The 20,379-nt window shown below is 73.4% G+C and carries 19 protein-coding genes, 2 tRNA genes and 1 other RNA gene; 9 read left to right on the top strand and 13 right to left on the bottom strand.

The genetic code is table 11. The features are described 5' to 3' along the window. Window positions 1-9: 9 nt before the first annotated feature. Complete coding sequence (locus GH723_RS16750) at window positions 10-1,596, bottom strand: peptide chain release factor 3 (RefSeq protein ID WP_229022895.1); 1,587 nt, start codon at window positions 1,594-1,596, stop codon at window positions 10-12. A gap of 109 nt (window positions 1,597-1,705) precedes the next feature. Here GH723_RS16750 and GH723_RS16745 point away from each other — a divergent pair, with 109 nt between their 5' ends. Then, a complete protein-coding gene (locus GH723_RS16745; protein WP_153760718.1) occupies window positions 1,706-2,905 on the top strand; it encodes an S-layer homology domain-containing protein in 1,200 nt (399 codons plus the stop codon). A gap of 42 nt (window positions 2,906-2,947) precedes the next feature. Here the strand turns inward: GH723_RS16745 and GH723_RS16740 are convergent, their stop codons facing one another. Both GH723_RS16740 and GH723_RS16735 read right to left on the bottom strand, forming a co-directional pair. Further along, complete coding sequence (locus tag GH723_RS16740) at window positions 2,948-4,228, bottom strand: YibE/F family protein (RefSeq protein WP_153760717.1); 1,281 nt, start codon at window positions 4,226-4,228, stop codon at window positions 2,948-2,950. After that, complete coding sequence (locus tag GH723_RS16735) at window positions 4,225-4,698, bottom strand: Fur family transcriptional regulator (RefSeq protein ID WP_153760716.1); 474 nt, start codon at window positions 4,696-4,698, stop codon at window positions 4,225-4,227. The genes GH723_RS16740 and GH723_RS16735 overlap by 4 nt, the downstream gene beginning before the upstream one ends. Before the next feature lie 66 nt (window positions 4,699-4,764). On the opposite strand from GH723_RS16735, the gene GH723_RS16730 reads away from it, so the two are divergent. Continuing rightward, window positions 4,765-5,679, top strand: a complete 915-nt coding sequence (locus GH723_RS16730) for an alpha/beta fold hydrolase (protein WP_153760715.1) — start codon at window positions 4,765-4,767, stop codon at window positions 5,677-5,679. Continuing rightward, window positions 5,676-6,338 carry an alpha/beta fold hydrolase gene (locus GH723_RS16725; RefSeq protein ID WP_153760714.1) on the top strand — a complete coding sequence of 221 codons (663 nt, stop codon included), beginning with the start codon at window positions 5,676-5,678 and terminating at the stop codon, window positions 6,336-6,338. Before GH723_RS16730 ends, GH723_RS16725 begins: the two co-directional genes overlap by 4 nt. A gap of 16 nt (window positions 6,339-6,354) precedes the next feature. Here GH723_RS16725 and GH723_RS16720 read toward each other — a convergent pair whose 3' ends face one another. Beyond that, window positions 6,355-6,726, bottom strand: a complete 372-nt coding sequence (locus GH723_RS16720) for a DUF5946 family protein (RefSeq protein ID WP_229022894.1) — start codon at window positions 6,724-6,726, stop codon at window positions 6,355-6,357. Then, window positions 6,723-7,262, bottom strand: a complete 540-nt coding sequence (locus GH723_RS16715) for an ArsR/SmtB family transcription factor (RefSeq protein ID WP_229022893.1) — start codon at window positions 7,260-7,262, stop codon at window positions 6,723-6,725. The genes GH723_RS16720 and GH723_RS16715 overlap by 4 nt, the downstream gene beginning before the upstream one ends. A gap of 84 nt (window positions 7,263-7,346) precedes the next feature. Between GH723_RS16715 and GH723_RS16710 the strand changes: the two genes are divergently transcribed. Then, entirely contained in the window at window positions 7,347-8,612 is a 1,266-nt protein-coding gene (locus GH723_RS16710; protein ID WP_153760712.1) for an MFS transporter, read from the top strand. Here GH723_RS16710 and GH723_RS16705 read toward each other — a convergent pair. From GH723_RS16705 to xseA, 3 genes are read right to left on the bottom strand one after another with little or no spacing between them, the layout of a single operon-like run. Continuing rightward, window positions 8,588-9,673 carry a polyprenyl synthetase family protein gene (locus GH723_RS16705; RefSeq protein ID WP_153760711.1) on the bottom strand — a complete coding sequence of 362 codons (1,086 nt, stop codon included), beginning with the start codon at window positions 9,671-9,673 and terminating at the stop codon, window positions 8,588-8,590. The genes GH723_RS16710 and GH723_RS16705 overlap by 25 nt on opposite strands. Before the next feature lie 51 nt (window positions 9,674-9,724). Beyond that, window positions 9,725-9,970 carry an exodeoxyribonuclease VII small subunit gene (locus tag GH723_RS16700; RefSeq protein WP_153760710.1) on the bottom strand — a complete coding sequence of 82 codons (246 nt, stop codon included), beginning with the start codon at window positions 9,968-9,970 and terminating at the stop codon, window positions 9,725-9,727. Continuing rightward, window positions 9,957-11,246, bottom strand: a complete 1,290-nt coding sequence (gene xseA / locus GH723_RS16695; RefSeq protein WP_195210386.1) for an exodeoxyribonuclease VII large subunit — start codon at window positions 11,244-11,246, stop codon at window positions 9,957-9,959. The genes GH723_RS16700 and xseA overlap by 14 nt, the downstream gene beginning before the upstream one ends. A gap of 67 nt (window positions 11,247-11,313) precedes the next feature. Between xseA and GH723_RS16690 the strand changes: the two genes are divergently transcribed. Continuing rightward, entirely contained in the window at window positions 11,314-13,557 is a 2,244-nt protein-coding gene (locus GH723_RS16690) for a sensor domain-containing protein (RefSeq protein ID WP_153760708.1), read from the top strand. A gap of 16 nt (window positions 13,558-13,573) precedes the next feature. Here GH723_RS16690 and GH723_RS16685 read toward each other — a convergent pair whose 3' ends face one another. The 5 genes from GH723_RS16685 to GH723_RS16665 form a co-directional block, all read right to left on the bottom strand. Beyond that, window positions 13,574-14,785, bottom strand: a complete 1,212-nt coding sequence (locus GH723_RS16685; RefSeq protein WP_153760707.1) for a serine hydrolase domain-containing protein — start codon at window positions 14,783-14,785, stop codon at window positions 13,574-13,576. Window positions 14,786-14,864: 79 nt separating this feature from the next. Then, entirely contained in the window at window positions 14,865-16,160 is a 1,296-nt protein-coding gene (locus GH723_RS16680; RefSeq protein ID WP_153760706.1) for an HNH endonuclease, read from the bottom strand. Between the two features lie 231 nt (window positions 16,161-16,391). Then, a tRNA-Ser gene (locus GH723_RS16675) sits at window positions 16,392-16,478 on the bottom strand. Window positions 16,479-16,534: 56 nt separating this feature from the next. Beyond that, the gene (tadA, locus tag GH723_RS16670; RefSeq protein WP_229022892.1) at window positions 16,535-17,002 is read right to left on the bottom strand and encodes a tRNA adenosine(34) deaminase TadA; all 468 of its coding nucleotides are present in this window, start codon (window positions 17,000-17,002) and stop codon (window positions 16,535-16,537) included. A gap of 27 nt (window positions 17,003-17,029) precedes the next feature. Continuing rightward, a tRNA-Ser gene (locus GH723_RS16665) sits at window positions 17,030-17,114 on the bottom strand. An 89-nt stretch (window positions 17,115-17,203) separates the two neighbouring features. Between GH723_RS16665 and ffs the strand changes: the two genes are divergently transcribed. The 4 genes from ffs (at window position 17,204) to recR (ending at window position 20,330) form a co-directional block, all read left to right on the top strand. Further along, window positions 17,204-17,302: signal recognition particle sRNA small type (gene ffs, locus GH723_RS16660), an RNA gene on the top strand. Between the two features lie 85 nt (window positions 17,303-17,387). Continuing rightward, complete coding sequence (dnaX, locus tag GH723_RS16655; RefSeq protein ID WP_153760705.1) at window positions 17,388-19,277, top strand: DNA polymerase III subunit gamma/tau; 1,890 nt, start codon at window positions 17,388-17,390, stop codon at window positions 19,275-19,277. Window positions 19,278-19,335: 58 nt separating this feature from the next. Continuing rightward, the gene (locus GH723_RS16650) at window positions 19,336-19,719 is read left to right on the top strand and encodes a YbaB/EbfC family nucleoid-associated protein (protein ID WP_153760704.1); all 384 of its coding nucleotides are present in this window, start codon (window positions 19,336-19,338) and stop codon (window positions 19,717-19,719) included. A gap of 5 nt (window positions 19,720-19,724) precedes the next feature. Continuing rightward, window positions 19,725-20,330 carry a recombination mediator RecR gene (gene recR / locus GH723_RS16645; protein WP_153760703.1) on the top strand — a complete coding sequence of 202 codons (606 nt, stop codon included), beginning with the start codon at window positions 19,725-19,727 and terminating at the stop codon, window positions 20,328-20,330. Window positions 20,331-20,379: the final 49 nt, after the last annotated feature.

Here is a 20,379-nt window from a genome sequence, read left to right as displayed (position 1 = left end):
GCCGGTCGGTCAGCTGCCGCCCTCGGCGACGAGCCGCTCGAGCACCAGCTCGGGGTGGTCGCCCTCCACCCGCGCCAACCAGTAGCTCGACTCGAAGAGCGCCAGGCGCGTGCCGTCGGCCCGGCGCAGCACGTCGACGCCGCGCATCGACTTGAGCGCCGGCTCGCTCTCGGCGTCGGTGCGGCGGGCGACGGTGTAGCTCGTCGGGCTCAGCTCGACGGGGGCTCCGAACTCGTTCTCCAGGCGGTGGGCGGCCACCTCGAACTGCATCTGGCCGACGGCGGCCAGCACCGGGGCCTGGTCGCCGATCTCCGGGTCGCGCAGCACCTGCACCACGCCCTCCTCGTCGAGCTGGGAGATCCCCGACCGGAACTGCTTGAAGCGGCTGGTGTCCTTCGCCCGCGCCACCCAGAACAGCTCGGGGGCGAAGCTCGGGATCCCGGCGAAGGTGACCGGCTGGTCGACCCAGAGCGTGTCGCCGATGCGGACGTCGGTGGCGTTGACGAGCCCGACGACGTCGCCCGGCCATGCCTCCTCGACCGTCTCGCGATCCTGGCCGAACACCTGCTGGGCGTACTTGGTGGCGAAGGGCCGACCCGTCCGATCGATCGTCACGACCATCCCGCGCTCGAACCGCCCGGAGCACACCCGGAAGAAGGCCAGGCGGTCGCGGTGCGCGCGGTCCATGTTCGCCTGGACCTTGAAGACGAACCCCGAGAACGGGGCGTCGAGCGGCCGGGGCTCGTCCTTCACGTCGACACGCGGCGCCGGTGCCGGGGCCAGGTCGACGACCCCGTCGAGCATGAGGCGCACCCCGAAGTTCGTGAGCGCCGAACCGAAGTAGACCGGCGTCGAGATGCCGGCGAGGAACGACTCCTCGTCCACGTCGGCCCCGGTCGCCTCGAGCAGCTCCAGCTCGCCGGTGGCCGCGGTCCACGCCTCGCCCTCGCGCTCGGCCGCCTCGTCCGGTGCGAGCAGCTCCTCGCCCGCCTCGGTCGCCCCACCGGCGGTGCGGGTGAAGCGGATGAAGTCGCCGGTGCGGCGATCGATCACGCCGCGGAAGTCCCCGGCGATGCCGACCGGCCAGGTGACCGGGGCCGGGTGCACGCCGATCTGCGCCTCGATCTCGTCGAGCAGCTCGAGCGGGTCCCGGCCGGGACGGTCCCACTTGTTGATGAACGTGAGCAGCGGCATGTCCCGCTCGCGGCACACCTCGAAGAGCTTGAGCGTCTGGGGCTCGATGCCCTTCGCGGCGTCGAGGACCATCACCGCGGCGTCGGCGGCGGCGAGCACGCGGTAGGTGTCCTCGGAGAAGTCGCGGTGGCCGGGCGTGTCGAGGAGGTTGATCACGTGGTCGCGGTACGGGAACTGGAGGACGGTCGAGGTGATCGAGATCCCGCGCTTCTGCTCCAGCTCCATCCAGTCCGAGGTCGCCGACCGCCGCGCACCCTTCGCCTTGACCGACCCCGCCTCGGACGTGAGCGCCCCGCCGTAGAGGAGGAACTTCTCGGTGAGCGTCGTCTTGCCCGCGTCGGGGTGGCTGATGATGGCGAACGTCCGCCGCCGGGCGGCTTCCTGGCTGGGGTCTGCGGGCACCGGTTCAGGTAACCGGTCCCCGCGCCGCCCCGCAACTCGGCCTGGTCGGTCGGGCCGAGGAGCCGGTGTGTCATCCTTGGCGCTTCGATCGGGCGCAGGGGAGACGGCGATGACCAGGTGGGGCAGGACGGCAGCGGGCGCGCTCATCGCGCTCGCACTCACGACGACGAGCGCCGCGGGGGCACAGCCCGCCCCGGCCACCGACGGCGAGCTCGGTACGTTCGACGGGGTCGACCCGGCGCTGCTCGACGCCGCGACCTCCGCGGCACCCGGCCCCACCGGGCAGGAGGTGGCGACGCTGGCGCCACAGGCCGTCGTCTGGCGGTCGCCCACCTACTCCGATCCGACCGGCGACGCGACGGTCGACCTGCGCTCCTACCGGATGGAGTTCGAGGGCGAGCGAGGGGGCTTCTTCGACGTGTTCTCCACGATCGCCAACCCCGACGACCTCACCGAGGTGCTCGTCGCCTTCAACACCAACCGTCGCTGGGACGACGGCTGCAACGGCTACGAGTACCTGCTGCTCATGGTCGTCGAGAACGGGGTGCGCGTCGACGACGGGCTGGGCCGCGCCCGCAGCTGCGACGACATCACCAACGTCTCCGGGGCGCTCGGCGGCACGATCTACGACGGGAACGGCGGTGCGGAGCTCTTCGTCGCACGGGCCAGCCTCGGGAACCCGTACTCGGTCGACTGGACGATCTCGGTGATCGGGCCCGGCGAGGACGACGTCGACCAGGGCGGCATCCACGAGAGCGTGGGGTGGGTCCAGCCCTTCGCCGACGTCCCGCTCGGGGCCTTCTACACGGGCCCGGTGGCCTGGCTGCGCTCGGCCGGGCTCACGACCGGCGTCGGCAGCACCGGCACCTACCAGCCCGACGGTCCGGTGACCCGCGGCCAGATGGCGACCTACATCCACCGCATCGAGGGGTCGCTCCCCGCGCCGCCGTCGCCGTTCGTCGACGTCCCCCGCGGCGCCTACTACACCGCCGCCGTCGACTACCTGTACGACCAGGGGCTCACGACCGGCGTGGGCGGCACCAACCAGTTCCAGCCCGACGGCCTGATGACCCGAGGGCAGATGATCACGTTCCTGTGGCGGGTGTGGGGCTCGAAGACCGGCTACCCGCACCCCGGCTTCTCCGACGTCACCGACCCGAACGCCTACTACTACCGGGCGGTCGCCTGGGCGAAGGCCACCGGGGTCACCACGGGCGTCGGCGCGACCAACCAGTTCCAGCCCGACGCGACGATGACGCGCGGCCAGCTGGCCACGTTCCTCCAGCGCTCGTTCGACCCGCTGCCCTGATCGCGGCGCGGCACCGCTCCCTCAGCTGCCGCCGCCCGCAACTCAGACGTCGACGTCGCTCCAGAACGGATCACGGCGGCGCGCCCGCCGCGCCTCGCGTCGAGCCGCGCGGCCGCCCCGGTCGTCGACGGCCGGGGCGTCGGCGCGGCCGATGACGAGCGCCGCCAGCCCCGTCGTGAGCGGCACGGCGGCGACGAGCCCGATGCTGCCGACGAGCGTGCGCACGACCTCCACCGCCACCGCCTCGCCGGTGATCACTTCGCCGAACGACCGCGACGCCTGGGTGAAGAGGAGCAGGAGGGGGAGCGCGGCGCCGGCGTAGGCAAGGGCGAGGGTGTTGACGACCGAGGCGATGTGGTCGCGGCCGATGCGGACCGCCCGCCGGTACAGGTCGAGCGGCCCGAACGACGGGTCGGCCTGCTTCAGCTCCCACACCGCCGACACCTGGGTGACGGTGACGTCGTCGAGCACGCCGAGCGCGCCGATCAGGATCCCGGCGAGCAACAGGCCCTGGAAGTCGATCACCCCGGAGCTGGCACGCAGCAGGGTGGCCTCCTCGCTGCCCAGTCCGGTCAGGCTGGTGGCCTCGACGAACACGAGGGCGAGCACGCCGGTGACCGCCAACGAGGCGAGGGTGCCGAGCAGCGCCACCGCGGTGCGCTCGTTGACGCCATGGGCGAGGAACAGCGCCAGGAACGCGATCGTCGACGACGCGACGAGCGCGAGCAGCAGCGGTGAGCGCCCGGTGAGCAGCGCGGGGAGCAGGAAGCCGACGATGACCACGAGGCTGACCGCGACGCCGAGCAGCGCCCGTACGCCCTTCATCCGCGCCAGTGCGACGACCGCGAGGGCGAAGAGGCCGGCGAGCCACATCAGCGACGACCCGCGCTGGAAGTCGGCGAACTGGTACGCGACCTCCGCCGGGGCGTCCGGGGCGTAGGAGAGCACGATGCCGTCGCCCCGCTCGATCGTGGGGTTCGACGCGGTGGGGAACAGCTCGAAGCTCGCGTCGGTGCCCGACGTCGGCCCCGACGTGACGCGGGACGTGATCCGCTCGCACCGCACGGTCTCCGCCTCGCCCACGCCGCTGCACGGGACGAGCTCGATCCGCGTGACGGTGGCGTCGACGAGCTCGACGGCGAAGCCCGTGTCGGTCTCGACGGCGACGTCGTCGTCGGGCCACAGCACGAGCAGCCCGGCGACGGTCAGCGCTGCGACCGCCGCGAGGACGACCACCAGCGTGCGCCGCACAGCCGGCGTCGCCAGGTCGGCGGCGTCGGCCAACGTGTGGGAGTGGGCGTGGTCGAGCGGTGAGGAGCTCACGCGCCCCGCTCGGTGCAGGCGCCGCAGAGCCCGAGGAGGTCGAAGCGGTGCCCCGAGATGCGGAACCCGGCGGCCTCGGCGATCGCCGCCGCTGCGTCGTCGAGGCGCCGCTCGGCCGCCGGGGTCATCACGAAGTCGGCGACCGATCCGCAGTCGGTGCAGATCATGTGGTGGTGGTGCTCGGTGAGGTCCTCGGCGAGCTCGTAGCGGGTGAACTCGTCGGTGGCGAGCACCCGGTCGACCACGCCCGCCCGCTCCAGGACGGCGAGGTTGCGGTACGCCGAGCTCTGGGGGATGCCGTCACGGCGGGAGAGCATCTCGGGGATGGTGAGGGGTCGGTCGGCGGACTCCAGCAGCTCGACGAGGATGCGCCGGCTCGTCGTGTAGCGCTGGCCGTCCCGCCGGAGCCGCTCGGACGCCGTCCGGTGCACGTGGGGCGACGGCGAGGTGGAGGGGCGGCTCTCGGTCATCCGGGCAGCGTAGCCGCCGAGATGAGAATGGGTGAGAACCGGTGCGCGTGCCTAGTGTGCCCGTCCATGACCGATGACCCCTCGACCGCGACGTTCCCGGGCGCGCAGGCGCCCGACCGCGTGCGGCAGGTCGACAGCGCCGGTGTGGGCATCGAGGTGTACGAGTGGGGCGACGAGTCCGCCCCGCCGCTGATGCTCGCCCACGGCGGCTTCGACTTCGCCCGCACCTTCGACGTGTTCGCCCCGCTCCTGGCCGCCGGCGGCTGGCGGGTCGTGTCCTGGGACCAGCGGGGTCACGGCTTCTCCGACCACGCCGCCCTCTACAGCTGGGACGCCGACATCCGCGACGCCGTCGCCGTCATGGACTCGACGAGCCTCGACCCGCTCCCCGTCGTCGGCCACTCGAAGGGCGGCGGCATCCTGCTGCAGATGGCCGAGGTCGCGCCCTGGCGCATCACCCGCATGGTCAACCTCGACGGCCTCCCGTCGGGCCGCAAGGCGCCCGACGTCGCCGACCACGAGCGCACCCGGATGCTCGCCGACGAGCTCGCGTCCTGGCTCGGCCACCACCGCCGCACCCACGAGCTGCGCCGCAAGCCGGGCACGGTCGAGGAGCTGGCCGAGCGCCGTGGCTCGATGAACCCGCGGCTCACGCCGGAGTGGCTGCGCTACCTCGCGGCGATCGGCACCGTCGCCTCCGAGGACGGCCACCGTTGGCCGATCGACCCGCAGCTCCGCTTCGGCGGGTTCGGCCCGTTCCGACCGGACTGGAACCTCGAGCGCCTGCCGGGCCTGGCCGTGCCCCTCCTCGGCGTGCTCTCGACCATCGAGGAACCGATGGGTTGGGGCACGTCGTTCGCCGACGTCGAACCGCACCTGCCGCCGGGCGCCCGGGTCCTCGAGCTCGCCGACACCGGCCACTTCGTCCACGTCGAACGCCCGCAGGCGATCGCCGACCTCGTCCTGGAGTTCCTCGGATGACGACCGCCACCACGACGACCCTCCGGCACGGCAAGGTCGAGCTGGCGCTCCACCAGCTGCGAGGGGGCGACGGACGTGCCCTGCTGCTGCTCCACGGCCTCGGCGAGGCGTCGCCGACGGCGGTCCCTCCGCAGGTGGCCGATGCGTGGCCGGGTCCCGTGCACGCCCTCGACTTCACCGGCCACGGCGCCTCCACCGTGCCCTCCGGCGGCGGCTACACCGCCGAGTTCCTGATGGCCGACGCCGACACCGCGCTCGCGCACCTCGGCGAGGTCACCGTGCTCGGTCGGGGGCTCGGCGCCTACGTCGGGCTGATGCTCGCCGGCGCCCGTCCGGAGGAGGTCCGCGGCGCGATCCTCGACGACGGCCCCGGCCTCGCCGGCGGCGGACCGCGTCCGATGAGCGCCGTGCTGCACCGCATCGACCCCGCGGCGCCGCGCCCGCCCGACCCCTACGCGCTGGCCGAGCTCAGCTCCGACGTGCGGCCCCCCGACTACGCGTCGACCTTCGTCCGCCAGGCCGTGCACCTGAGCGGGCTCGACCCGTGCCTCGCGGTCGCCGCCCGTGTGCGCCCCCACTGGCTCGACGAGGTCGCCCGGCAGTACGGCGTGGTGGAGGAGCCGCTGGCCGCGGCGCTCACCCGCTTCGCCGCCGTCTGACGTCCGGTTCGGGCGCTCAGCGCGGGGTGGCCTGCCCGCCACCGGCGTCTGCGGCGACGATCGAGCGGGCCCACCGCTCGAGCCGGTCGCGGTAGCCGGCCGCGGGGAACGAGCCGTCGACTGCGACGGCGTGGATCGTCGCCCCCGGGAGGACGTCGCCCGCCTCGACGCCGTCACCGACGAATCGCCGGAGCCGGTCGAGGAGGGGGCCGGTGTCCCGCGGTGCCCTCGGTGCGTTCGGGTGCTGCGCGAAGTAGCACGCCACCGCCTCGCCGTGGAGCGGGCCCCACGGCTCCCGCCGCTCGTGGTCGAGCGCGAGCAGGCGATCGAAGAGCTCGGCGCAGCTCACCTCGTCGACCACCGCGCCGCAGCTGCCACAGGTCGTCACGTGCGCTCCGCTCGGTCGGCGTCGGTCAGTCGGTGGAGCACGAGCAGCCCACCGAGCCTGGGTTGATCCTCGGCGCGGCGTGCGTTGTCGGTCGCCGTGTACTCGTCGAGGATCTCTTGGATCCGGCGGAGCAGCTCGTCCAGGCGCGCGTCGTCGAGGTGCAGCACGAACCGCGACGACGACGCGACCGAGCCCGGGCCGGAGTCGGCGAGCTCGGCGCGCACCGCGTCGACCATGGCGAGGGTCGGTTCGGGATCCTCGGTGCCGAGGTCGAGGGTCCACGACAGACCGGTCGAACGATGCGGCTTCTCGAGCGCCCCGTTCGGGCCGCGGCGGGGCTCGGTGCGCTCGAGGAAGCCGGCGTCGAGGAGGATCCGGGCGTGGTAGTGCGCCGTGGACGGGTCGCAGCCGAGGCGGTCGGCGAGCTGCTGGTTGGTCAGCGCGTCATGCAGGCAGAGGCGGAGGATGCGCAGGCGGATCGGGCTGGCCAGCGCCTTGGCCTGCGCCGCGGCCGCGGGGGTCCTGTCGCCGGTCACCTCCTGAACGGTAGCCCTGTCCCGCGCCGTTGCTTGGACGATCATCCAATGGCACGATGAAGGACGTGATTGGAAGAACCTCCAATGAGTGAAGACTGCTCGAAGGGGGTGACGCCAGCCCGAGGCCTGGGGTCGCGCTTCTGGCGCATCGCGGCGTCCGCCGGCGCCTCGAACCTCGCCGACGGCGTGTTCAAGCTGGCACTGCCGCTCGCGGCGATCACCTTCACCCGCTCGCCGACCGCGGTGGCTGGACTCGAGCTCGTGCGCACCCTGCCCTGGCTGCTCTTCGCGCTCCCCGTCGGGGCGCTGACCGACCGCTGGGATCGGCGCCACACGATGATCGGCGCCAACCTTGTGCGCACGGCCTCAGTCGTCGCCCTCGCGGTGGTCCTCCAGTCCGGCGGCGGTTCGATCGCCGCGCTCTACCTGGTGGCCGCAGGCACCGGGGTCGCAGAGGTCTTCTACGACACGGCCAACCAGTCGATCCTCCCCAACCTGGTGCGACGGGACCAGCTCGCCCGGGCGAACGGCCGGCTCGGCGCGATCGAGCTCGGCGCCCAGCAGTTCGTCGGACCGCCGCTCGCCGGTGTGCTCGTCGGTCTGGCGGTCGCTGCCGCGTTCTGGATCACGACCGGCCTGTGGCTCGTCGCGGTCGCCGCCCTGTGGGCGCTGCGTGGTTCGTTCACGCCGGTCCGCGCGAGCACGCGCACCAGCCTCCGCGCCGACATCGGGGAGGGCCTCCGCTTCCTCGTCGACCGGCCGTTGCTGCGGACGATGGCGCTGATGGTCGGTGTGGCCAACCTCGCCTCCTCCGCGACCGGCGCCGTGCTCGTCCTCTTCGCCGTCGGCGAGGACTCGGTGCTCGGGCTGGACCAGGCCGCGATCGGCCTCCTCGTCCTCACCGCCGCAGCCGGCAGCATCGCGGCGGCCTTCGTCGCCGACCGCCTCGCGTCCCTGCTCGGGCGAGCCCGCACCCTGACCGTCACCGTCGTCGGCATGGTCGCCTTCGTGGCGACTCCCGCGGTGACCGACCAGGTCTGGGTCATCGGAGCCGCGATGTTCGCCGGCGGGGCGATGATCATGGTCTGGAACATCATCACCGTCTCGTTCCGCCAAGCCGTCACCCCCGACCACCTCCTGGGTCGGCTCAACAGCGTCTACCGGCTCCTCGCCTGGGGCACCATGCCGCTCGGAGCCGCCGCCGGAGGGCTGATCGCTCAGAGCTTCGGGCTGCGCGCCGTGTTCGCGTCGATGGGCGTCCTGACCGCAGCCCTCTTCATCCCTGACCGGAGCATCACGGACGCCGCGCTCGACGCCGCCGACCGTCAGCTCTCGCGGGCGCCCACGTAGTCGGCCAGCTCGCAGAGGGCGTCGATGGCGTCAGGACGCAGGGGCGCCCCGTCGAGTGCCGCCGCCGCTCGGGCGGTGAGGTCGCGGATGGTCGCCTCGGAGCTGGCGCGTGCGCCGGTGTCGACCACCACCTGCTGGATGCGGGCGATGTCGTCGATGTCGAGGTCGTCGGCGCCGACACGGGCGAGCACGGCGCGCTGCGCGTCGTCGGCCCGCTCGGTGGCGATGGCGAGCAGCGGCGTCGGCTTGCCCTCTCGCAGGTCGTCGCCGATGGGCTTGCCGGTGCGGCTCGGCTCGCCGAACACGCCGAGCAGGTCGTCGCGCAGCTGGAACGCCTCGCCGAGGGGCACGCCGTAGGCGTCGAGGGCAGATCGCACGTCGTCCAGGCGGCCGGCGAGGGCGGCGCCGAGGTGCAGCGGCCGCTCGATCGTGTACTTGCCCGACTTGTAGCGGGAGATGCGCCGAGCCGTGGCCAGGTCGGTGGAACCTCGGACCGTGCCGAACAGGTCGAGGTACTGGCCGATGTTCACCTCGATGCGCAGCTCGTGCCACACCTCCATGGCGTCGGCCGGCGCACCGGTCATCAGCCGGTCGGCGTAGACGTGGGCGACGTCCCCGACGAGGATCGCCACCCCCTCGCCGAAGTGGTCGGGATCGCCACGCCACGCCGCCTCGGTGTGCCGCTCGGCGAACTCGGTGTGGATCGTGGGCGTCCCGCGACGGGTGGGGGACCGGTCCATGACGTCGTCGTGGATCAGGGCGAAGACCTGGAGCAGCTCGAACGCCGCTGCGGCGTCGAGGATGCGGGGATCGTCGGGGTCGCCGCCGGCGCCGACGAAGCTCCAGTGGCAGAAGGCGGCACGCAGGCGCTTGCCGCCCGACAGGACGAGCCGGGCCAGCGCACCGACCGGCGCGGCGAGGTCGGCGTCGAGCGCCGACCAGCGGCGGGCCTCCTCGTCGAGGATCCCCTCGAGACGGGAGGTGACGCGGTCGGCGACCGCGGCCAGGGCGTCGGGCGGTGCGACGCCGGAGGTCTGGGGACGACCGGCCTCGGCTCTCATCCGGTGGAGCCTACCGGTGCCCGACGACGTGGCCCCCGGGGATCGACCCGGTCACGCCTCGTCGATCGCCTCGAGGCTCGCCACCACCCGGTCGACCTCCATGCGTGCGGTGCCGATGCGGCGTCGCAGCACGACGAGGAGCTCCGACGCCCGCTGGACCCGGGTCGACAGGTGGTCGACGTCGACCGCCTCACCGTCGAGCTCGGCGACGATCGCCTCCAGCTCGGCGAGGGCGGCGGCGTAGGACGGCGTCTCCTGGCTGGAGAAGAGGTCGCCCGGCTCGTCAGGGTCGGTCATCGTCGGGGCCTCCGGGGTCCACGGCGGGATCGGGGTGGGGGTCGCCCGCCTCCACGGTCGACGACACCGTGCCGTCGGCGACCGTCGTGCGCAAGGCGGTGCCGATGGGTGCGTCGGCGAGGTGGCGGACGAGCTGGCCGTCGGCCGTGCGCGTGATCGTCCACCCGCGGGCGATGACGCGGGCGGGATCGAGCGCCCGCACCTCGCGCTCGAGGGCATCGGCGTGGCGCTCGGCGTGCAGGAGCGACCGCTCGGGCAGCGTCGCGACGGCGCGGCCCAGCGCGTCGAGGCGCGCCGCCCCTAGCTCGACGGTCGTCCGGGCACCCGACGCCACCCTCGTGGCGAGGGCGTGGACGTGGGCGTCCTGGCGGTCGAGCGCGTGGCGGCTCCGGACGGCGAGGTGGCGGCCGAGCTCGTCGCAGCGGGTGCGGAACCGCCCGACGGCCTCGCACAGGAACGCCGCGCAGGCGGTCGGCGTCTTGAACGCCCGGTGCGCCACACGATCGGCGACGCTCTCGTCGATCTCGTGGCCGATGCCGGTGAGGACGGGCACGGGCATCGACGCGATGGCGCGGGCCACCGCCTCGTGGTCGAAGGCGACGAGGTCGGTCCGGGAGCCCCCGCCGCGGACGACGGCGACGACGTCGAGCGGGAGCTGGGCGGCCACCGTCAGCGATGCGACGAGGTGCTCGACCGAGCCGGCGCCCTGGACCCGCGTGTCGAGGAGCGTCACCGACCACCCGACGCCGCTCTGCTCGAGCTCGTGGAGGAAGTCGGCGGCCGCGGCGCTGTCGGCGCTCGTCACCAGGCCGATCCGCAGCGGCACCGGGGTGAGCCGCAGGCGCCCGTTGCGGTCGAGCAACCCGTCGGCGGCGAGCCGGCGCAGCAGCGCGTCGCGGTCCGCGGCCAGGCGCCCGAGCGTGTGCGACGGGTCGATCCCCGTCATCCGCAGCTGCACGCGGCCTTGCGGTGCGTAGAACAGCACCTCGCCGCGGATGCGGACCTCGAGCTCGTCCGACAGGGCCAGACCGCCGGCCCGCGCGAGCACGTGGTCGACGACCCGACGGTTGCCCCGGAAGAGCACGACGCTGAGGCTCGCCTCCGACGGCCGGCCGAGCGTGCCGGGCTCCACCAGCCGGAAGTACACGTGGCCGTTGGCCGACCCCCGGAAGCCGTGGACCTCGCCGGTCACCCACACCTGGTCGGGGAACGCGCCGCTCAGAGCATCCGAGATCCGGGCGTTCAGCTGGGCGACACTGAGGGTGTGCGCATCCACCGGGTCGACGCTAGCGGCATGACCGCGCCTGCCCTGGAGCGACGCGCGGGCCATCACGGGGGAGCGCGTGGCTCGTAGCTCTCGCCGCAACGAGCCCGTCCTCCCGTTCCCGCCGTCCGTCGCGGACGTCGATCCGCTCCCGCCCGCGTCCCTGCTCGCCCACGTCTCGGACCTCGTGGCCGTGGTGGACGCCAAGGGCGAGATCCGTGCCGTCTCGGGGTCCGTCGAACGCCGCCTCGGCCACCGACCGGATCGCCTGATCGGCGCGCCGGTCGCCACGCTCTTCGTCGCCGACCACGCCGAGGTGCCGCCCGAGGTGCTCGACCGGGTCTTCCTGGCGCGGGGCACGCACGGTCCGATCACGCTGCTGGCCCTCGACGCCGACGGACGGCCGCGCCCGGTCGAGGCGATGATCGAGAACCGCCTCGAGTGGGACACCGAGCGCAGCGCCGATCCCACGTCGGGCTCGGTCGTCGTCACCGCCGTCGACCTCACCGAACGACGGATGATCGACGCCGCCCTCACCGAGCAGCGCAGCGTCCTCGAAGCGATCGCTCGGGGTGCGGCGGTGGACGACACGGCGGCCCGCCTCGTCGAACGCCTCGGCCGCTGGATCCCCGACGCTGCATCGGCGGTGCTCCTGCTCGAGCCGGACGGCCGGTGGCGGATCGCCGCCGAGTCGAACGTGCCGTCGCCGCTCTACCAGGCGCTCGACCACAGCGACGCTGCGTCCCCGGTCGGCAAGGCCATCGCCCGCCTCCCCGACCGCACCACGGCGGTCACCCTCGGGGAGCCGAGCTGGTTCGCGATCCGCGCCGCCTGCCGCACGACCGGCGTCGAGTCGTTCTGGGTGCGGCCGTTCCGCGTCACCGGCGACGAGCGCCCGTGCGGCGCCCTGTTCGTCATCCGCAACGACCGGCGAGTCCCCACCGACGCGGAGTCCGACCTGGTCGAGCAGTCCGCCCACCTCGCGGCGATCGCCGTCGAGCGCCAGTCCGCCGTGCTCGCGCTCGAGCACGCCGCCGTCCACGACGAGCTCACGGGCCTCCCCAACCGGGCGCTGCTGGTCGACCGGATCGAGCAGGCGATCGGCCGGGCCCAGCGCACCGGCAGCCGCGTCGGCGTGCTCTTCGTCGACATCGACCGCTTCAAGCACGTCAACGACACCCTCGGGCACGCCACCGGTGACGCCGTCCTCTGCGCCGTCGCCGACCGGCTGCACGAGACCCTGCGGGCCGGCGACGCCGTCGGACGGCTCAACGGCGACGAGTTCCTCATGGTGTGCTCCGACGTCGACTCGGCCGCCGGGATCCTCACCGTGGCCCAGCGCGTCGTCGAGTCGTTCGCCGAGCCGATCCGCGCCGGCGCCGCGGAGATGCGGGTGCGGGTGAGCATCGGCGTCGCGGTCACCGAGGACGCCGACGCGCGTGCCGAGGACGTCGTGCGCAACGCCGAGCACGCCATGATCCGGGCCAAGGAACGGGGTCGGGACGGCATCGTCCTCTACGAGGAGGCCGACCACCGTCGGGCGCTCAGCCGGGTCGACATCGAGCAGTCGCTGCACGGCGCGCACGAACGGGGCGAGATCGTCCTGCACTACCAGCCGGTGATCCGCCTGGCCGACCGTCGCCAGGTCGGTGTGGAGGCCCTCGTCCGGTGGGAGCGGCCCGGCCTCGGGCTCGTCCACCCCGCCGACTTCATCGCGGTGGCCGAGGAGTCCGGGCTCATCATCCCGCTCGGCGCGTGGATCCTCGAAGAGGCGTTCCGTTCCGCTGCCGCCTGGCCCCTGCCGCTGCGGGGCGGTCGGATCCAGGTGGCGATCAACCTGTCGGCCCGGCAGCTGTCCGCCCCCGGCCTGCTCGACCGCGTGCACGGCCTCCTCGAGCGCACCGGTGTCCCGCCCGACGCCATCTGCTTCGAGGTCACCGAGAGCGCCCTCGTCGGCAACGAGGAGCTCGCGGTGGAGACCCTCGAGCGGCTGAAGGCGCTGGGCGCGCACATCGCGATCGACGACTTCGGCACCGGTCACGCCACGCTCGACTACCTGCGCCGGTTCTCGATGGCCGACACCTTGAAGATCGACCGCTCGTTCGTCCAGGGCCTCGACTCGCCGAGTGGCCAGGAGCGCGCCATCGTCGGCGCCTCGGTCGCCCTCGCCCACTCGCTCGGCATCGGGGTCGTCGCCGAGGGCATCGAGACCGAGGCGCAGCTCCGGGCGGTGGTCGAGCTGGGCTGCGACCACGCCCAGGGCTACCTCCTCGGCCCGCCGGAGCGGTTCGTGCAGGCCGCCTCGTCGTCGACCGAGCGTTGACGCCCGGCGACGACGGTCAGAGCAGCGTCGGGTAGACGAGCGACTTCAGCTGGCCCCGGAAGTTGAACGTCCCGGACGGGATGAGCTGGGTCATGAACACGACGAGAAGGTCCTCGGCCGGGTCGCACCAGAAGGTGGTGGAGGCCATGCCGCCCCACATGTAGTCGCCGGCCGACCCGATCTGGCCGGTCTGCACGGGCCCGAGGCTGACCGCCATCGTCAGCCCGAACCCCATGCCGGCGAAGCCGACCTCGCCGTAGCCGCCGGGCAGCGCGAACTGCGTCATGTCGCCACCACCCGGCAGGTGGTTCATCGTCATGAGCTCCACCGTCTTGCGGCCGAGGATCCGCGTGCCCTCGAGCTCGCCGCCGTTGAGGAGCATCTGCGTGAACCGCAGGTAGTCGGGCATCGTCGACACCAGACCGCCGCCGCCCGAGAGGAAGGTGCGCTGCCGGCGGTAGGCGCTCTGCTCCGGGTCCTCGAGCAGCCGCAGCGACTTGTCGCGGGCCCGGCCGTAGCTGGCGGCGAAGCGCCCGACCTTGTCGTCGGGCACGTGGAACGCGGTGTCGGGCATGCCGAGCGGCTCGAAGATCGTGGTGCGCAGGTAGTCGTCGAAGCGCTGCCCGGACATCACCTCGACGAGGCGGGCGCAGATGTCGGTGGAGACGCCGTAGATCCAGCGGGTGCCGGGCTGGTGGTCGAGGTTCTCCGTGGCGAGGCCCTGGCAGAACGTCTCGAGGGTGGCGTCGCTGTCGAGGAAGCCCCGGCCCTTGTCGTCGGTGCGGAGCGACAGCGTGCTCATCCCGAACCCGGTCATGTGCATCAGCGCGTCGCGGACGCTCATCGGCCGGAGCGGCTCGACGAGGCGCTCCGTGCCGTCCTCCGCGCGCTCCTTCACCTTCAGGTCGCGCCACTCGGGGATCCAGCGGTGCACCGGGTCGTCGAGCTGGAAGACCCCCCGCTCGTAGAGCGTCATGAGGGCGACGCCGGTGATCGGCTTGGTCATCGAGTAGATCCGCCAGATCGTGTCCTCGGTGACCGGCAGGCCCCGCTCGCGATCCCGCTGGCCGATCTCCTCGTAGTACCCGACGTGCCCGTCCCGGGCCACGGCCACCGAGCACCCTGCGATCTTGCCGGCGTCGACGTAGCTGCGCGCCAGGTGGTCCCGGATGCGGTCGAGGCGGCTCTCGTCGAGGCCCGCGGCGACGGGATCGATCTTCAGCGTCATGGTTCCCCCCTGTGACGTGGAATGGCGCCTGACGCTAGCCCGCGCTGCGCGCGCGGGGGTCGTGCGGCCCGGCGGCGCATCAGGCCGGCGCCGTGGTGGGTGTGCCGTCGGGGCGGTGGATGGTCCAGGTGCCGTCGGGTGCGCGGTTGGGGTGCCAGCCGTGGTTCTTGAGCCGGTTGTGGGTGTCGCAGAGCACGGCGGCGTTGGCTTGGTCGGTGGGTCCGCCGCGGCTCGCGTCGACGGTGTGGTCGATCTGCAGGCCGCGTTGTCGGTGGCAGCCGTTCCAGATGCAGCGCAGTCCGTCGGGGTGGGCGAGGGTGTTGGTGAGCTCGGCAGCCTCGCGGGCCGAGCCGGTGAAGAACCGCCGGCGTCGTCCGAGATCGATCACGTTGGAGTCCGCGTCGATGATCACGCGGCGGACCTGCCCGGCCAGGGCGGCGGCGACCACGTCGGAGGGTGCGAGGGGCACCCCCGACAGGGTGCGGCACACACGCGGGCCGGTCGACACCAGCACCTGCGGGGCTTCAGCCGGCTCGCCGCCGGTGAGGGCGTTCTCGAAGGTGTCCAGATCGACGACGATGTTGACCAGCGGCACCGCCCGGCCGACGGTGGAGGCCGCCCGGGCGAAGATCGCGGCGAGGGCGTCGGCGCCGCGCTGCGCGGCGCTGCGGGCCAGGTCGGCCTCCGTCGCGGCGTCACCGAGCCGGGCTCGGGCCTCGGCCCAGTCAGCCATCAGCTCGGCGCGGGCGAACCACTCGAAGGTCTCGGCGATGGCGGCGCCCTGGAGGTTCCCGAACCCACCGGTGAGGGTGAACCCGCCGTCGTAGTTCTCCACCACCGACCCGGTCCGTCGTGCGTGGGACGTCTCGGCGTCCTGTTCGGTGCCGTCGACATCGACCAGGCGTTCCCACTCCCGCAACCACCGACAGAACCCGTCATGGGAGTGGTCCCGCGCCATCTCCACGATCACGTCCTCCACCACCGGCAACAGGTCCACGACACGCGGGTTGCGGGCCACCCGTGCCACCGCCCGCACATGCCCGGTCGGCACCTCCCCCGCCGCGTGCGCCGCAGCGAGGGCCGGCAGGTCCCGCAACACCCGCGCGCACTGCACCCGCGCCCGCGCCTCGCCGTGTGGCAACCGGCCCAGGTGACGCACCGCCACCCCCGCCGACGCCAACCCGTCGACCGCGAACGCCTGCGACTCGTCCAGGTGGCCGGCCATGCGGTCGGTCACCGCGTCCAGGCGGCGACGCAGGACCTCCACGTCGCGCACCAGCGCCATCTCCGACCGGGCATCCAACGCATCCAGATCCACCGCCCCGAGCAGGTCCACCGCCCGGGCCAACGCCGACAGCGCAACACCCGGACCCACCGGATGCACATCTGCTTCCCCGACATCGAGCAGCACCACCGGCGCCACCTCCCACTCGCCATCGCCGCACACAGGCCGGCACCGACGCCGGCGAACGAGGCGACCGAACCGGGCGGGGAAGAACACCGATCCGACCACCTGACCCCATCCTACGAAGGGGGTGTGACAGCCAACCCCAGCCCGGACGCGACACGGGCCACCCTGACGGGCGGCCCGTGTCGGACGTCGCAGCGGAAGGTGTGGGATTCGAACCCACGGTGACCCGGAGGCCACAACGACTTTCGAGGCCGTCCCATTCGTCCGCTCTGGCAACCTTCCGCCGGCGATGCTAGCGGCCGACGGGTGGCCTCAGCGCATCGGCGGGCCGACCCCGCTCAGGTGCGCCGGTCGGCGAAGAAGGCGCGCAGCAGCTCACCGCACTCCTCGCCGAGCACGCCGTGGGTGAGGGCGGGTTCGTGGTTGAGGCGGGGGTCGCTGCAGAGGTTGTAGAGCGAGCCGCAGGCGCCGGCCTTCGGGTCGACGGCGCCGTAGACGACCCGAGCGACGCGGGCGGCGAGCGCCGCACCCGCGCACATGGGGCACGGCTCGAGGGTGACGACGAGCGTGGCGTCGGCGAGGCGCCAGCCGTCACCGACCGCAGCGGCCGCGTCGCGCAGGGCGAGGATCTCGGCGTGCGCCGTCGGATCGCCCTGGAGCTCTCGCTCGTTGTGGCGGCGAGCGACGACACGACCGTCGACGAGCACCACGGCGCCGATGGGCACGTCGTCGTGGGCGACGGCGGCGCGAGCCTCCTCGAGGGCGAGGCGCATGGCGTCCTCGTCGGTGCTCTGTTGGTCGGTCACCGGCTCCTCGATGGGTGCGGATCTGAGCGGAGGGGGTGGGATTCGAACCCACGGTGGGTTGCCCCACACACGCTTTCCAAGCGTGCCGATTCGGCCGCTCTCGCACCCCTCCCGGGTGCGCCGCCCGGCGAGCCGGCCGGCGATGTTCTGCTGATGGAGACGACAGGGTATCGTGACTGGGTGCCCGCTCTCGCATGTGGCGGTCGGGCCCTGTGCAACTGCAGCCCGTGAACCGAGTCAGGGCCGGGAGGCAGCAGCTCTCAGCGGAAACTGCGGTGTGCCGCAGGTCGCCTGGCCGCCACTTGTGGGAGCGGGCACGGTCGCGCTCGTCGACCGGTTCCGCCACCGCGGTGAGCGCGGGCCCCGAACCTCTAGAGTCGCCCCGATGGCCTACCAGTCCCTCTACCGCCGCTACCGGTCCGGGCGCTTCGACGAGCTCCGCGGCCAGGAGCACGTGGTGCGGGCGCTGCGCAACGCGGTGCGCGAGGACCGGGTCGGTCACGCCTACCTCTTCTCGGGTCCGCGTGGCACCGGCAAGACGTCGACGGCGCGGATCCTCGCCAAGGCCCTGAACTGCGAGGACCTCACCGACGGCGAGCCCTGCGGCGTCTGCGAGTCGTGCCGGTCGATCGAGGCGGGGACGTCGTTCGACCTTCACGAGCTCGACGCGGCGTCGAACAACGGCGTCGAGGCGGTGCGCGACCTCATCGGCCGAGCGGGCATCGGCTCGCCGGGGCGGACGAAGGTGTACATCCTCGACGAGGTCCACATGCTCTCGGCGGGGGCGTCGAACGCCCTGCTGAAGACCTTGGAGGAGCCGCCGCCGCACGTCGTGTTCGTGCTGGCGACGACCGACCCGCACAAGGTCCTGCCGACGATCCGGAGCCGCACCCAGCACCTCGAGTTCGGGCTGCTGCCCGCGGACGTCCTCGAGGAGCACGTGCGGTGGGTCGTCGCCGACGCCGGGCTCGACGTCACCGAGGAGGGCATCGCCTACGCCCTCCGCCAGGGCGGTGGGTCGGCGCGCGACACGCTCTCGGCGCTCGACCAGGTCGTCGCGGCAGGCGGGGCGCCGGCGGGTGGCGACTCGGTCGACGCGCTCGTCGAGTCGCTCTGCGAGCGGGACACCGCCGCAGCGATGGTCGCCCTCGCCGAGGCCCTGTCGGTCGGCCGCGAGCCCCGCCCCATCGCCGAGGACCTCCTCGCCCGGTTGCGGGACATCTTCCTCGCGTCGGTGCAGGGGCCGCTCCAGCACCTCACCGACGCCGACCAGGCGCGCGCCGCCGAGCAGGCCTCCCGCCTCGGGCGGGCCACGATCACGCGTGCCCTCGAGCTGGTCGGCGAGGCCATCGCCGACATGCGCCACGTGGGCGACACGCGCATCCCCCTCGAGGTCGCCCTCGTGCGCATGACCCGCCCCGAGGTCGACACGTCGATGGCGGCGCTCGTCGAGCGCGTGGCCCGGCTGGAGCGCGGGTTCGCGGAGGGCGGCCCGGCCCCCTCCCCGCCGGCAGTCCCGACGGCGGCAGCTTCGACGTCGGACCGGCCGGCGTCCACGGCGCCGGCCACGGCCCCGCCCGCTCCTCCCGCAGCACCTCCGGCGCCGGCCGCCCGCCGCGGCCGTCCTGGCGACGCCGCCCGCGCCGCTCTTGCCGGATCGGGGGCCCGGCCGCCCGCCGCTGCTCCTGAGGATGCCGCCGCGCCGCCGACCCCCGAGCCGCGCGCGGAGCCCGAGCCCACGTCGGCGCCCCCACCCGAGCCGGAGACGACGGCGGCTCCCGCCGAGCCGGAGCCGGCGCCGGCCCCCTCGCCAGGGGCGCCGGCCGCGAGCAGTGGTGCGCCGACGCTCGCCGAGCTGGAGGCCGCGTGGCCGGCCGTGCTCGGTCGTCTGTCGAACCGGGCTCGCGCCCGCTACAACGCCGGGCACTTCGTCGCCGCCGACGGCGCGGCCGAGTTCGCCCTGCCCAACGCCATCCACCGCGACCGCTGCGAGGAGCTGCGGCCCGACGTCGAGGCCGCGCTGGCCGAGCAGCTCGGTCGCCCCGTCGCCATGCGCCTCGTGGTCGGCGGCGAGGCCGATCCGTCCCAGGGCCCACTCCGCCGCAGCGGTGGGTCGGCGGCCAGCGCCGGCGAGGGGCGCGCGAGCGGCGACGAGCACCACGACGAGATGGCCGAGATCGGCGACGTGTCGGAGCTCGACAACGCCGACGTCGCCTCGAGCTCGATCGACCGCATCACCGAGCTGTTCCCGGGCGCCGAGGTCGTCGAGGAGTGACGACGCCGTCCGTCCGGTCCACCGCCACGATCGCACCCATGCACCAGAGGAGCGCACCATGACCGATCCCAACGGCCCGTCGGGGTTCGACCTCGGCGGTCTGCTCGAGCAGGCCCAGCAGATGCAGCAGCAGCTCATGGCGGCCCAGGCAGAGGCGGCGGCCACCGTCGTCGAGGGCAGCGCGGGCGGGGGCGCGGTCAAGGTCGAGGTGACCGGCGGCCTCGACTTCCGGACGGTGCAGATCGATCCGTCGGTGATCGACCCCGAGGACCCGAGCCTCCTCGAGGACCTCGTCCTCGCTGCGCTCCACGACGCCATGGCGCAGGTCAACGAGATGCAGCAGGGCGCGGTGGGTGGCCTGGACCTCGGCGCCCTCGGCGGGGGGCTGCCGGGCGGCGGTGCGCAGGGCGAGCTCGGCGGGTTGTTCGGCGAGGGCGACTGACGCCCGTGTCGGTCTACGCCGGCGCCGTCCAGGACCTCATCGACGAGCTCGGCCGTCTGCCGGGCATCGGCCCGAAGTCGGCGCAGCGCATCGCCTTCCACCTCCTCAAGGTGCCCCGGGAGGACGCGCTGCGACTGGCCCGGGCCATCAGCGAGGCCAAGGAGAAGGTCTCGTTCTGCGAGCGGTGCTTCAACATCGCCGAGGGCACGCTGTGCGGCATCTGCACCGATGAGCGGCGTGATCCCCACGTCGTCTGCGTCGTCGAGGAGTCCCGCGACATCGTGGCCGTCGAGCGGACCCGCGAGTTCCGGGGCCGCTACCACGTCCTCCAGGGGGCGATCAGCCCGATCGAGGGGATCGGTCCGGACCAGCTGAAGGTCAAGGAGCTGCTCGCCCGACTCGAGCCGGAGGGGATCACCGAGGTCATCCTCTGCACCAACCCGAACATCGAGGGCGAGGCGACCGCGATGTACCTCGGCCGGCTCCTGCAGCCGCTGGGGATCTCGGTCACCCGCATCGCGAGCGGGCTCCCGGTTGGAGGCGACCTGGAGTACGCGGACGAGCTCACCCTCGGCCGCGCGCTCGAGGGCCGCCGCTCCTTCGAGAGCTGAGCCCGTTCGAGGCCTGGGGCTCGTCCGAGGCCTGACGCGCCACGGCCCC

This window comes from Actinomarinicola tropica, from assembly GCF_009650215.1.
Classification (GTDB): Bacteria; Actinomycetota; Acidimicrobiia; order Acidimicrobiales; family SKKL01; genus Actinomarinicola; species Actinomarinicola tropica.
The sequence above is the reverse complement of the archived record's forward strand: the minus strand, read 5'-3'. Positions and strand labels throughout refer to the sequence as shown.